Source organism: Telluribacter sp. (assembly GCF_035998675.1).
Classification (GTDB): domain Bacteria; phylum Bacteroidota; class Bacteroidia; order Cytophagales; family Spirosomataceae; genus Telluribacter.
This window is the reverse complement of sequence record NZ_DASYHI010000020.1, coordinates 329,487-342,329: the sequence shown is the minus strand read 5'-3', so window position 1 is coordinate 342,329 and position 12,843 is coordinate 329,487. Positions and strand designations below refer to the sequence as shown.

The 12,843-nt window shown below is 50.6% G+C and carries 11 protein-coding genes; 7 read left to right on the top strand and 4 right to left on the bottom strand.

Going from position 1 to position 12,843, the window contains the following annotated elements; all coding sequences use genetic code 11:
- Positions 1–211 precede the first annotated feature (211 nt).
- Both VGN67_RS15540 and VGN67_RS15535 read left to right on the top strand, forming a co-directional pair.
- Positions 212–1,924 carry a glycoside hydrolase family 15 protein gene (locus VGN67_RS15540; protein ID WP_327487770.1) on the top strand — a complete coding sequence of 571 codons (1,713 nt, stop codon included), beginning with the start codon at positions 212–214 and terminating at the stop codon, positions 1,922–1,924.
- 165 nt (positions 1,925–2,089) lie between these two features.
- A complete protein-coding gene (locus VGN67_RS15535; RefSeq protein WP_327487769.1) occupies positions 2,090–2,680 on the top strand; it encodes a Crp/Fnr family transcriptional regulator in 591 nt (196 codons plus the stop codon).
- Positions 2,681–2,993: 313 nt separating this feature from the next.
- Here the strand turns inward: VGN67_RS15535 and VGN67_RS15530 are convergent, their stop codons facing one another.
- Positions 2,994–3,134 (bottom strand): hypothetical protein, encoded by a 141-nt coding sequence (locus VGN67_RS15530; RefSeq protein WP_327487768.1) that lies wholly within the window; start codon positions 3,132–3,134, stop codon positions 2,994–2,996.
- Between the two features lie 286 nt (positions 3,135–3,420).
- Between VGN67_RS15530 and VGN67_RS15525 the strand changes: the two genes are divergently transcribed.
- From VGN67_RS15525 to VGN67_RS15515, 3 genes are all read left to right on the top strand, one after another.
- Complete coding sequence (locus VGN67_RS15525) at positions 3,421–5,103, top strand: L,D-transpeptidase family protein (RefSeq protein WP_327487767.1); 1,683 nt, start codon at positions 3,421–3,423, stop codon at positions 5,101–5,103.
- Between the two features lie 218 nt (positions 5,104–5,321).
- A complete protein-coding gene (locus VGN67_RS15520; protein WP_327487766.1) occupies positions 5,322–6,011 on the top strand; it encodes a haloacid dehalogenase type II in 690 nt (229 codons plus the stop codon).
- A gap of 75 nt (positions 6,012–6,086) precedes the next feature.
- Entirely contained in the window at positions 6,087–6,572 is a 486-nt protein-coding gene (locus tag VGN67_RS15515) for a vitamin K epoxide reductase family protein (protein WP_327487765.1), read from the top strand.
- A 15-nt stretch (positions 6,573–6,587) separates the two neighbouring features.
- On the opposite strand, the gene VGN67_RS15510 is transcribed toward VGN67_RS15515, so the two are convergent.
- Complete coding sequence (locus VGN67_RS15510) at positions 6,588–7,337, bottom strand: TIGR04283 family arsenosugar biosynthesis glycosyltransferase (RefSeq protein ID WP_327487764.1); 750 nt, start codon at positions 7,335–7,337, stop codon at positions 6,588–6,590.
- Between the two features lie 123 nt (positions 7,338–7,460).
- Here VGN67_RS15510 and VGN67_RS15505 point away from each other — a divergent pair, with 123 nt between their 5' ends.
- Together VGN67_RS15505 and VGN67_RS15500 are read left to right on the top strand one after the other, a co-directional pair.
- Positions 7,461–9,020 (top strand): hydroxymethylglutaryl-CoA reductase, encoded by a 1,560-nt coding sequence (locus VGN67_RS15505; RefSeq protein WP_327487763.1) that lies wholly within the window; start codon positions 7,461–7,463, stop codon positions 9,018–9,020.
- Positions 9,021–9,050: 30 nt separating this feature from the next.
- Positions 9,051–9,419, top strand: a complete 369-nt coding sequence (locus tag VGN67_RS15500; protein WP_327487762.1) for an STAS/SEC14 domain-containing protein — start codon at positions 9,051–9,053, stop codon at positions 9,417–9,419.
- A gap of 87 nt (positions 9,420–9,506) precedes the next feature.
- On the opposite strand, the gene VGN67_RS15495 is transcribed toward VGN67_RS15500, so the two are convergent.
- Positions 9,507–10,064 (bottom strand): hypothetical protein, encoded by a 558-nt coding sequence (locus VGN67_RS15495; protein ID WP_327487761.1) that lies wholly within the window; start codon positions 10,062–10,064, stop codon positions 9,507–9,509.
- 566 nt (positions 10,065–10,630) lie between these two features.
- Positions 10,631–12,823 carry a M3 family metallopeptidase gene (locus tag VGN67_RS15490; RefSeq protein WP_327487760.1) on the bottom strand — a complete coding sequence of 731 codons (2,193 nt, stop codon included), beginning with the start codon at positions 12,821–12,823 and terminating at the stop codon, positions 10,631–10,633.
- Positions 12,824–12,843: the final 20 nt, after the last annotated feature.

The window sequence follows — 12,843 nt, the reverse complement described above, 5'->3', positions numbered from 1 at the left end:
TAAGGGGTCGGGTTTAGAATATATCCGCTTCCTAAACAGATAAAGCGCCTGAGAATATCGGGCGCTTTATTTATGTCTGACAGGCGCCAACCCAAAAAACAACTGGTCAGCCTGAGACGAAGGTTAGATATCCAAAAGATGTGTACTAATATAGGTTTAATAAGCCTTCCAAAAACTACCTGGTCTTATTTTAGTTTACATTAAACAGCCTATGAGCAAAAAAGAGACAGATATCCGGGACCTGGCCATGATTGGTGACAGGCGTACCTGCGCCCTGCTTGACAAAAGAGGAAACCTGGTATGGTACTGCCCCCGGCGCTTTGATGAGCCCTCCCTGTTTGCATCGATATTGGATAATGAAAAAGGGGGAGCCTGGAATCTGGAACTGCCGGGTCTGGAATCCAGTAGCCGGATGTACGTAGCGGAGAGTGCTGTACTCCAAACCCGGCTTAAAGCTGGGAGCAGCGAGGTACTACTGCAGGACTGGATGCCCTTACAAGGGAGTTTTTACGGGATATGCCGGACCGTGTCGGCCTCGCCGGTACCGTATACAGTAAGGGTAAATCCACGGCCTAACTACAACCGCAGGCCAGTTGTTCTGGCGGCCATAGCCGAAGGACACGCCAGCCTGGAGTTTGACTTCCATTTCTATGCCTCTCATCCGGTGGAGGTGGGTCAGGAGTCCATTACCTGCCGGGTACCCGAAGGCGAAACGGCCTGGTTTGTCCTGGCCGAAAGAGCCCTCCAAAACCCGCAGGAGCAACTGGAACAGTCAATGGAGCTTACGCTGAAAAACTGGCAGGCCATAGCCAGCCATATTACCTACAACGGACCTTACGAGGAGGAAGTGCGGAAGTCGCTGCGACAACTCCGCCTGCTTACCTACGTACAGAACGGCGGCATCATAGCGGCGGCTACCACTTCCCTGCCCGAAGTGCCCGGCGGCGGCCGCAACTACGACTACCGCTATGTATGGCTGCGGGATGCTGCCATGATTGTCAGCGCCCTGGCCCGGGTCGGCAGCGACGGCGAGGAAGAACGCCGGTTCCTGAGCTTTATGTGCTCGGCCATGCACCGGATACCCAAACCCGTGGTACCCATGCTTACGCTGGATGAACAACCGGCCGGTACCGAACAACTCATTAACTTCAGGGGCTATCTGGACTCAACACCAGTACGCTACGGAAATGGTGCTAATGAACAGCTACAACTGGATGCCAATAGTAATGTGATTATTGCGGCCAAAGTCATCTATAACCTATACGATACCCGGGAGCATTGGGAGACAATACGGGAGCTGGCCAACTTCCTGGTCGACACCTGGGACAACCCGGATCATGGCATTTGGGAAGAAACCCCAAAGCACCACTATACTTCCAGCAAAGTAGTGGCCTCCATCAGCCTGAAGTACATTTCGGAGCATTCGCAGGATCAGGAGGAGAAAAAGCGCTGGCAGGAGGCTTCCGAACAAATAAGGCAATTTGTGGAAGAAAAATGTATCACCTCCGATGGTGCCTACGCGGTGTATGCTGGTAGTCAGGATATTGATGTAAGTGCCGCACTATTCCCGATCTGGGGCTTTATTGAAGCCGATACGCCTGAAATGGTTAAAACCATGGAAAAGCTGGAACAGGATTACTGCCAAAACCACCTGTACCGCCGACACCTGGTCGAGTATGATTCCCGGCGGGAGGGGGCCTTCCTGGCGGGTACCTTTTGGGTGGCGCAGTACTGGGTTATGCGTCGCAACCGGGAGAGGTTTGAGCAGATTGTCGGGGCGGCGCTGCGATTTATGAATGATGTAGGTGTTATGCCCGAGGAGGGCGACCCCATAACCGGGGATTGGCTTGGTAACATACCGCAAGCCTTTGTACATGCCTCCCTGATCGGGGCAGTCATTGATTATAAAGATGTCTTTGGGTAAATCATTGTTTTGTTTACCTTTTCAGCTTTTATTAGTGTAACTGTGTCAGTTAAAAATGTGACTATGTCCGCTGCTACGAAATCCATCCAATGGTACTTAGAAAATTACAGTATCTTTAGTTACCTGAGCCAGGAAGACAGGAGAGTACTAGGAAAAATTGCACTCATGCAACCCACCCCGAAAGATGAAGTTATCTACTGCGATAGTGATGAAGCCCACAGCTTTTACTTCATAAAAGAAGGAAAAGTGAAAATTACCCGGAGTTCGGAAGGTGGTAAAGAAATGATATTGGCTATTCTGGGACCTGGTGAGCTGTTTGGAGAACTGTGTCTTGCCGATTCCCAGGATGTACGGCAGGAGAAGGCCATAACTATCGAAGATTCCGTTGTTTGCCTGTTCAGGATGTCGGAGGTACGGAAAATCCTGGAAGAAAATCCGAGGCTGACGCTGGAACTAACTAAACACATTGGACAAAAGGTCCGGAAAATTCAGCGACGACTGGAGAACCTGATTTTTAGGACGTCGGAGGAGCGGGTCAGGGATTTTTTGAAAGAAATAGCGCATGAGTATGGATATAAAGTCGCCAATAACCCCAATGAAGTAGCCATACCAATGCGACTCACCCACGAGGATATTGGCAAACTGACGGCTACCAGCCGCCAAACGGTAACGTCAGTACTTAGGAACCTTGCGAAGGCGGATATTCTGACGTACGACCGGCACCGTGTTTACATTAAAAATTTGCAGCTACTTTAGTAAGTGAGCCTTCCTGGGCTCCTTCGCAATAAAGCTCAGATAACAAGACGGGCTGTCAATTATCAGGAAGAGCTAACCTCCAACTGATTTTTCTTCTTTACGGAATAGTAAATAGTTTGAATTCTGATTTTTCCTTTTCAATAAGGAACGAGTCTGCCCCATCCGGAATACTGGACTGCCTCGAATCGCCCGTCCATTGTAGGAAGCATATATTCTTGTGGCATTCCTATATTTTATAGTCGTAGGTACCATCAGGCAGTTGCCGGGCTAATTAGTCGGCCGCTTCCCGTACTCCCCTGTGACCATAAAAATTTCAATAGTTGGTAAGTAGTACTATGTACTCGGCGGTATTTCTCCGCAGGTCTTCTTCAATATTGCCTTCCCGGGCCAGTTTCAAATGTTCCTCATGTACTTCGCGTGGGCTGCGTTCCGATAGCTGATCTTCACCTTTCATGGTAGCTTTTTTTCTAATTGAACCTCCCGCCGGGCTAAAAGTCAGGCCGGAAATAAGGGAAACGGCACCACTATTTTACTACGAAGAGTTAGTTGCCATTCCAATTTTACAGCTGCACCATTTTTGCTGGCCAGCCAGTGTAGTTTACGGTTATAGTCGTACTCCTGTTGGGAGGGAACCTGATTCATTAAAATACCTGTTGTTCTTAAAGATAAAAAGAGGCACCAGTCTGGTACAGGCCAGTATAAAATGCGTACGTGCCTAATGTTGGACCAATTCTTACTGTATGAACGTATCAAAAATAGTGGGGCTTCTGTTACTTGTGCTAGTGGCTTGGGCTTGTGAAAATGGCAAAAGAACGGAAAGTGAAAAGGAAGGCCTTGCCCTAAGCGGTGGGTCAGAAGTTGCCCAGGATGATTTTAATTATCCCAAAGAAGGAGCCAGTCGGCTCATTCGGGAATGGGTTGATACCAGGGAGGTAAAAAAGGACTTACCCCATATAAGCGAGAAGGAGGTCAGCCAGGATCTTTTCACCTTTTATAGTAACCGCAATTTCAAACCTGCCTGGAATAGCAGTACCGCCGGGAAACTGCTGAACCAGATAGAGTCAATTAATAAGGAGGGCCTGAACCCGGATGACTATGCGCACAAAGAACTCCGCAGTCTGGCCGATAGCATCAGCCGCGAAGGGGCAAATGCCGAAACCGGAGCCAGGCTGGATCTATTACTTTCTGCGACGTATCTAAAACTGGCAGATATGATAGCCACCGGTAAGGTAAAGACAGGCGATCTTTCGGGCTCCTGGCACATGAAGCCTGAAAAGCCTGACTCGCTTTATACCCATTTACAACAGGCAGTACAGGGCCAGGTAGATGCCTCACTGGATTCGTTCAGGCCACGTTTTGCCCAGTACGAAAAGCTGAAAAATCACCTGGAAAGGTACACTAAAGTTCAGAAAGAGGGCGGGTGGCTGACCATTGAAAAAGGAGGTAAACTGGTACTTGGTGATTCCAGCCAACGGGTGGTAGCTATCCGCAAAAGGCTCCACAGTACCGGCGACCTGGAAACCCCGCCTGACCAGTGGCAAAAACCGGCTCTGTATGACGAGCCGCTGGTTAGGGCTGTGAATCGTTTTCAGAACCGAAACGGCCTGGAAGTTCAACCGGAAATTACCGATAAAATGGTAGAGACGATGAATGTGCCGGTTGAGACCCGCATGAAACAAGTGATGCTGAACATGGACCGTATCCGATGGTTCTCTTCCGGTGAAATGCCCAAAACGTACGTGATGGTTAACGTGCCGGAGTACATGCTGCGGGTATACGAAAACGGGCAGGAGATTAAACAGATGAAGGTAGTAGTGGGTAAAGAAATGAACTCAACGCCTATATTCAGCGATATGATCGAACACGTTGAATTCTCACCGTACTGGAACGTACCTAATAGTATTGCCGAGAAAGAAATATGGCCTAAGATCAGAGCCAACCGTAGCTATGCCAGCAAAAATCACTACGAGATTCTGGATGGCTGGGAGGCAGATGCCAAGGTGCTAAGTCTTGGTAGTGTTAACTGGAGTAAGCTCAATAACTATCGGATCCGTCAGAAGCCGGGCCCCTGGAACGCGCTGGGCAATGTCAAGTTTATGTTCCCGAACGAATATGCTATTTATTTGCACGATACGCCTTCGGGACATCTTTTCGACAAGGCAGAAAGGGCTTTCAGCCATGGCTGTATCCGGATAGAAGACCCGGCCTGGTTTGCCGACTGGCTTTTCCCGCAGTTCAATCTGGAGCAGGTAAAGCAAAAAATGAATGACAAGGAACATGAAGTAGTACAGCTGGGTGAGAAAGTACCCGTCTACATCTTTTACCTGACTACTTTTGTGGACAATGAGGGTCGGATAAATTTCCGGGACGACCTCTACGAGCTGGACAAAAAGTTAACATCTGAATTTGACAGCGTACTGTAACCAGCATTTAACATTACCCAAAAGAAAGGGATTCCTGTCGCAGGAATCCCTTTCTTTTGGGTGAATGTGTCATTACGATTTGCCGGAACAGCCAGTACGCTTTCTGAATGTCGGTAGGGCGACAAGTCTTGTACTTCTCCCTAAATCCACAAAACTTATGGAGCCACGTAAAGTTATCTACCTGATAAGTCCAGTAGAAGTAAATCTGAAAGTACCCTATGCACACCAACCAGACCTTTAACAAACCCAGGCTGCTACTGTTCGACGTCAACGAGACACTTTTAGACCTGAGTGGCATGAAGAGCAGAATGAATAAAGCCATTGGCAGTGATTTTGCTTTTACCCATTGGTTTACGCTTATGCTACAGTACTCTCTGATAGAAACCGTCACGGGCCAGTACCACTCTTTTGGTGAGATTGGTAACGCCACCTTTCAGATGGTGGAAGCTATATACGGGCAGCAGGTACCTGATCAGGAAGCAAAAGAAATTCTGCAGTTGATCCGGCAATTGCCGCCCCATCCGGATGTTGAGCCGGGGCTAAAGATGCTTCAGGAGGCGGGTTTTCGGCTGGTGGCACTCACGAACGGTGCCGATGAAGCCCTGCAGCAGCAGATGGAGTCGGCAGGGCTTTCCGGGTACTTTGAGATGCTCCTATCGGTTGATTCAGTCCGTAAATTCAAACCGGCCCCGGAACCGTATAAGTATGCCCTGGATGCGCTGGGGGTAAAACCTGCTGAGGCTATGCTGATCGCTGCACACGGCTGGGATATGACGGGGGCGTTACGGGCGGGGCTACAGGCGGCCTTTATAGCCCGACCGGGAAAAACACTGTATCCGCTGGCTCCCCAACCGCAGCTGACAGGCGAATCGCTGGTAGCCATTGCCAAAAGACTTATCAATTCATAGGCCGGGGTAGAGTGATGAACAAAAGGAGAAACAGTAAAAAAATAGACAGTTTATATCCACTAATCAGATAAGAATATGGTAACAACCGAAGAAGTATCAGTTATAGACAAGATGCGGCTGGACCGGAGCGGGGCCACCGAGAGCCGCCGTAAGATAGCCGCGCTAGCCTCGGCCGGCCTGGTAGATTTCAGCTTTATCTCCCTGTTTCAGATGGGCTACATTAAGGATATGCCCGACGTGCCCGGAGAAGTGTTTGATTCAAAGAAAGTGAATTCTTCCAAGGATGCCGTGCTGCTGGGTATCCCCGACGGGCCCATCAGCCTTTTTATGTACGCTGCTACGGTACTTGTGGCCACGGCCGCTTCCCGCAAGAGCAGGTATTCCAAGTACTTCGACCTGCTGCTGGGAGGAATTGTGCTGGGACAGGCGGCCGGAGGGGCTCACTACCTCTACAACATGGTGAAGGTGCAGAAGAAAGTGTGCCTGTACTGTGTAGCCGGTGCCATGCTCAACTTCGTAGCCGTGAAGCCGCTGTATGATTTGTACCGAAGCCAGCAATAAGAAACAGGAAGGGAATTACCGGATATCCGCATAGAACCGCTTGAGTTTCTCGGGCGAATAGCCAACCCCCCACAAAAAGCCTATGTACAGATATATAGCGTTGGCCCGCCAGAACCCCCACTTCTCTATCCGCCGGTCCGAGGACTCCACCACCCGGTTAACCTGTCGGATTCTACCGTACCTGACCAGCTTAAGCATCAGGTCGGCTTCTTCCATAATGGGGAGTCCGTTGGTGTAGCCGCCACAGGCCATAAACTGCTCCCGGCGGCAAAAGATAACCTGGTCGCCGAAGAGTAGGCGGGCTCCTTTGAAAAAGAACAGGTGGGGGCGGAATAACAGCGGGGCGTAGTAGCTTTTGATATAGTTATGAAAAGAGGTGAGCCAGCATGTACGCAGGGGACCGCGCATCAGGGAAATAAATCCACCAGCAGCCGTGCGGGTATCCGCCAGCGTTTGCTGCATAACCAGCAGTGCGTCGTCGGGGAGGGTAGTATCGGCGTGGAGAAAACATAGTATTGTGGCGGTAGCTACTTCGGCCCCCCGGTTCATCTGGGTAGCTCTACAGGCCACCTCAGACCTGACTATTTTCAGGTGTGGCATATGCTGTTGCTCGGCCAGAACCAGGGCCAGAGTACGGTCGGTACTGCCTCCATCAGCAATTATCACTTCCAGGGGAGCCGGACAAAGCTGCTTTACCTGCCTAAGAGTACGTGGCAGGGCCAGTTCTTCATTGAGCGTAGGAATAATAATGGAAACCGTGGTCAAGGGTATTTGTGCCGTTTGGTACTATCAGATAAACCAAATAAAATGTAGTAGGGTTAAAAAAAGAGAACAACAGCCAGCGAATGCTTACCTTAGGATTCTATTTAAAAAATATACTCCCGCATTATGTTCCGATTTCTCCCCAATGTACTGTTAAAACAGCTCTATAACCGCAACAGCCTCCGGAATACTGCGGATGGATTCAGCTTTTCACTCAAAAATCGTCTGGCTGACGCTAAATTTACCGGTTTACACCGGGCGCTGATTGACGGGCAGGAATACTCAGCCGACTTGTTTTCATTGGAAACCGAGGAGGGGAATATAGTACAGGTCGGGGTGATTTCGGAGGAAAGTCCGCTTGCTTTTCCGTTGCGACAGTCAGTTCGGGTCAGGGCCAAGGGAGCGCCGCTGACGGAAGGTACCCACAGTCTGGAAATAACCCTGCAAACCGAACCCTTTGGTACCCTTAAACTTAAAGTTGAGGACGAACTTCAGAATCAACTACCCGAGCCGCGTACTCTAACGGGAATCCCCCGTTCTGCGGTACATGATTTTACCGTTGAAGTAGTTAAAAGCCGTCAGCAGTACCTGCGGGAGTTTACCGGAACCACTCCTAACCACCTGACCCACTATTCGTTTGAGGCGGAGGCTGTAAAAGGCAACTGCGAGAACTTCATTGGAGTCGCTCAGGTACCCATTGGGCTGGCGGGGCCGCTGCTGGTGAACGGTGAACACGCGCAGGGAGAGTACCTGATCCCGATGGCTACAACCGAAGGAACCCTCGTAGCTTCTTACAACCGGGGCATGAAGCTGATCAATAAGAGCGGCGGCGTAAAATGTACCGTGCAGGACGAAGGCATGCAACGGGCTCCGGTGTTTCAACTGGCCGATGCCCGGGCGGCCCGTGACTTTGTCAGGTGGATAGAAGAGCATCAGGCCGAGTTACGCTTCGAGGCCGAGGTGACTTCTGATTACGCTAAGCTCCGCTACGTCGACAGCTACCTGAACGGAAGACTGGCCTTTCTGCGGTTTGGGTATTCGACGGGTGACGCCGCCGGACAAAATATGGTTAGCAAAGCTACCCTGGCGGCCTGCACCTGGATTCTGCACCAGTACGAGGGCATTGAGCATTTTTATTTGGAATCCAACATGGCTACCGACAAAAAGCCCTCCCAGATCAACGTGCTGAAAACAAGGGGCAGACGGGTAACGGCCGAAATCCTGATTCCCCGCGAGCTACTGGTCCGGGAATTGCAGGTAGAACCCGAAACCCTGGACCGCCACGCCCGCATTGGACACGTAGGTTCGTGGCTGGCGGGTACCAACAACAACGGCCTGCATTCGGTGAATGGCCTCGCGGCCCTGTTTATCGCTACGGGGCAGGATGTAGCCTGTCTGGCCGAATCGTCGGCCGCTATAACCTTTTCTGAGATTACGGCCGAAGGAGCGCTTTATGCCTCCGTTACCTTACCCTCTCTGGTAGTAGGTACTTACGGAGGCGGTACCGGCCTGCCTACCCAGCGCGAATGCCTAGAGCTGATGGATTGCTACGGAACCGGTAAGGTTAATAAACTGGCTGAGATCACGGCTGGGGTCGTAGCCGCCGGTGAGCTTTCGCTGGCCGCGGCGATTTCTTCGCTTGACTGGGTTTCCAGCCACGAAGCCAGCCGGAAGTTTATTTCATGAAGAGTTGTTGAATATTAAAAATGGTAAATTATGGTAAGATACCTGGATGTAGATAAAGATGACCTGGTGGCAGTGGTGGTATCGGGTACGCTTGAAAAAGATGATTACGAGCAGTTGATCCCACTGATGGAAGTGAAGATCAGCCATTACGGGAAGATCAACCTGTACTGGGAGATGGAAGAGTTTGAAGGATGGAATGTTGCCGCTGCCTGGCAGGACCTGAAACTGGATGTATCACACGCCAACGATTTTCGACGGGTCGCGATGGTCGGCGCCAAAAAATGGGAAGACTGGCTCACCCAGCTTATGAAGCCATTCAGTTCTGCCGAGATAAAATATTTTGACCCTGACGAACGTGAGCTGGCCATGGCCTGGGTAAAAGACGAGCATCAGGCATAACTGCCGGATGAAATATCACCCCAACCGGCGGTTAAACCCGGTGGTATTGCTTGTTATTTCAATACGTTGCATCGGGTAGCTAATTGCTCAGGCAAAAAAGTCAGGTTTTCCGAATTCACCCGATTGCCAATGGGTATCCCGCCGGCGCAGGGCCTGCGTAATGGAAATGATGGCTTCCCCCTGCTTTCCCTGCTCTCCAATGCTGTATTGGTTGAAGTCCTGCTGCCGGGTTGGTTCCCAGGCAAATAATTCCGTTTTGTCATCGTAAATGCCGACGGGCGTCCTTTCAGTATCCGAAAGCAGTTGGTTCAAAATCGCTTCGGCCTGGCTATGGGTAGAACAACCTACGTGATGGTACTGCTCCCCAATCAGGTACACAACCGAATAGCGGTTCTGGCTGAAGGGACTTTCTGCCTCCTGGCTCGTGGAGGATCTGGTTTGTGTTTCCACATTCGTTCCCAAACCGGTACTTCTTCGGGTGTGGGAGAGTTGTGGCAGGCAGTTATCTCCATAGGGCGTCATTTGCCGGTTAATTGATTCAAACACCCGCGCGTGCAGGTTGATATAGGCTAGGAAGTACTTCTTTAAGCCAAAACGTACGCTTTGGTTGAATAGCTTACTTCTATGATTTTGTATCAGTTCCATGAGTCATTTTGTTTGGGATAAATTCAGGTGGCCGGTACTTTTTTTTGCAGAACCCTATTCAATAAATGACAGATGTTACTAAGTAATATATTGAATTAGTACAAATGTGGCTTCTGATTTTACCGCTTGCGCTTTACTTTTATTAACTAAAATCCCTGAGTTAATTGATTTTAGAAAAGGTAAATAATTATAACAAAAGAAAGAATAGTCCCGCTAATTTATCCGGCTATTTCTTGTTCTGTAAACTATAAAAGAAGCTTGTAAATCAATGGTTTAATAAAGGGAAAGTATTTGCCGATAAGCGTTGATTTTCTTTATATACTATACATAGGTACCAGTAATAGTACCATTAATCGGGCATAAAACCGGCAAAAAGATTTTGTTTTTTTGGTTTAAAAATACCTCAGGCACATAAGAAGCGTGAGAATGGTATAAAGAAAAAATCATATAATACTATTTGTAAAATAGATTTTGCATTTAGTTAAGTACTCCCCCACACTTCCAAAAAAACCTCCCGGCCAGGCGGGAGGTTGGGCTGTTTTATGAGAATATCAGGTTAGTTTCTTTTATTTTTCTTTCTCCACAAAACCACGCTTGCGCATAAGGGCGTCTACCTGGGCGTCGCGGCCCCGGAAGGAGCGGTAGCCTTCGGCCGGGTCAATGGTGTTGCCTACCGAGAAAACGTACTTGCGCAGCCGCTCGGCTACCTCCTTGTCGTAGGGGCCACCGGCTTCCGTGAAAGCACCGAAGGCATCCGCCGTCAGTACATCTGACCACAGGTAGCTGTAATAGCCCGCCGAGTAGCCATCACTACCGAACGCGTGTCCAAAATGGGGCGTCCGGTGGCGCATAACTATTTCTGCGGGCATCCCCAGGGCAGCCAGCGTTTCCTGTTCAAAAGCGTCGGGATCAATTTTAGCATCACCCGCCAGGTGCAGTTTCATGTCTATAAGGGCACTGGCCAGAAACTCGACCGTTTCAAATCCCTGGTTAAACGTATCGGCCCGCTTTATCCTTTCCACCAGCGGCTGCGGTATGGGTTGGCCGGTCTGGTAGTGAACCGCAAAGCGCTGAAGTACCTCCGGCGTGCTGAGCCAGTGTTCCAGGAGCTGCGAGGGAAACTCCACGTAGTCACGTACAACGGATGTACCGGCCAGGGAGGGGTAGGTAACGTTGGAGGACAGTCCGTGCAGGGCGTGGCCAAACTCGTGGAAGAGGGTAGTGGCGTCGTCCCAGGAAATCAGGACCGGCTCGCCTTCCTTTCCCTTTACAAAGTTGGAGTTATTGGACACAATGGTGGTGATATCGCCGTCCAGGCGTTGCTGATCACGGTAGGCGTTCATCCAGGCACCGGAGCGTTTGCCTGGCCGGGCATAAGGATCAAAGTACCACAGCCCGATGTGCTTTCCGCTTTCTTTGTTGGTCACTTCCCATACCCTGACATCCGGGTGGTAAACGGGTATATTGGTTACCGGCTTAAAATTAAAGCCTAGTAGTTCGCCCGCTACCCAAAACATCCCCTCCCGTAGCTTATCCAGTTGTAAGTACTGCTTTACCTCGTTCTGATCCAGGTCGTACTTGTCCTTCCGTACTTTTTCGGCGTAGTAGCGGTAGTCCCAGGGTTCTATTTTTATCCCGGCTCCCTCCTTATCCGCTATCGCCTGCATATCGGCTACCTCCTCGCGTACCCGGGCCACGGCCGGTTTCCAGACGGCCTCCATCAGTTCCAGGGTTTTTTCGGGGGTCTTGGCCATGGTGTTGTCGAGCCGCCAGTGGGCGTGGGTCTTATACCCCAGCAGTTTAGCCCGTTCGGCGCGCAGCTGAAGTATCTGGCTGATGATGACATTGTTGTCGTTTTCACCGCCGTTGTCGCCCCGGTTCACAAACATCCGCCAGGCCTTTTCGCGCAGCGCCCGGTTATCAGAGTAGGTCAGGAACGGGTCAATGGACGAGCGGGTGTTGGTAATAACCCAGGCGTTCGGTTTGTTCCGGGCCGCCGCCGCCGCGGCGGCGGCATCACGAAGCGACTGCGGCAGACCCGCCAGGTCGGCTTCCTTTTCAATGATAAGTACCTGGTCGGTTTCTTCGGCGAGTACGTGCTGGTTAAACTGGGTGAAAAGCCCCGCCAGTTGCTGGTTTATTTCCGATAAACGCGCCTTGGCCTGCTCATCCAGTCGGGCACCCGCCCGAACAAAGTTATTGTAGTACACCCACGCCAGTCGCTGCTGTTCGGGAGTAAGGTTGGCTTTCTGCGGTGAGTTATACACTGCTTCTATCCGCTGGAATAGCGGTTTGTTCTGAGAAATCCGGTCCGAAAAGGCGGCCAATCGCGGAGCCATCTCCCGTTCTATGGGCTGAAATTCGGGACTGTTCATATTGGATCGCCAGATTCCGTATACGGTCATGACCTGGTCCAGGGTTTGGCCAACCCGTTCCAGGGCGGCAATGGTGTTTTCAAAGGTAGGGGCGGCCTGATTGTTGGCAATCCGGTCTACTTCGGCCAGGTTTTCTGTCATGGCCGCTTCCATAGCGGGCCTGAAGTCGGCTACTGCAACCTGGTCAAAAGGTGGCACGCCGCCAAAAGGTCCCCTCCATTCGGCCAGTAATGGATTCTTATTGGTACTGGTCTGGGTGGTGGTAGCGGTTGGGGTACTTGAGGTACTCATCGTATTGTTAGTTTTGGCACAATGTGAAAGTGTTAAAACAGTGATGGCGGGTAAGGCCAGCCACCGGCCAGCCTGGGCGAATCTATTGCTCATGGTAGTATCGCTTTATAAGG

Excerpts from the sequence above, each read along its gene's own strand:
- VGN67_RS15540 (WP_327487770.1), top strand. The coding sequence starts at position 212 with ATGAGCAAAAAAGAGACAGATATCCGGGACCTGGCCATGATTGGTGAC.
- VGN67_RS15535 (WP_327487769.1), top strand. The coding sequence starts at position 2,090 with ATGCAACCCACCCCGAAAGATGAAGTTATCTACTGCGATAGTGATGAA.
- VGN67_RS15530 (WP_327487768.1), bottom strand. The coding sequence starts at position 3,134 with ATGAAAGGTGAAGATCAGCTATCGGAACGCAGCCCACGCGAAGTACAT.
- VGN67_RS15525 (WP_327487767.1), top strand. The coding sequence starts at position 3,421 with ATGAACGTATCAAAAATAGTGGGGCTTCTGTTACTTGTGCTAGTGGCT.
- VGN67_RS15520 (WP_327487766.1), top strand. The coding sequence starts at position 5,322 with ATGCACACCAACCAGACCTTTAACAAACCCAGGCTGCTACTGTTCGAC.
- VGN67_RS15515 (WP_327487765.1), top strand. The coding sequence starts at position 6,087 with ATGGTAACAACCGAAGAAGTATCAGTTATAGACAAGATGCGGCTGGAC.
- VGN67_RS15505 (WP_327487763.1), top strand. The coding sequence starts at position 7,461 with ATGTTCCGATTTCTCCCCAATGTACTGTTAAAACAGCTCTATAACCGC.
- VGN67_RS15500 (WP_327487762.1), top strand. The coding sequence starts at position 9,051 with ATGGTAAGATACCTGGATGTAGATAAAGATGACCTGGTGGCAGTGGTG.
- VGN67_RS15495 (WP_327487761.1), bottom strand. The coding sequence starts at position 10,064 with ATGGAACTGATACAAAATCATAGAAGTAAGCTATTCAACCAAAGCGTA.
- VGN67_RS15490 (WP_327487760.1), bottom strand. The coding sequence starts at position 12,823 with ATGAGCAATAGATTCGCCCAGGCTGGCCGGTGGCTGGCCTTACCCGCC.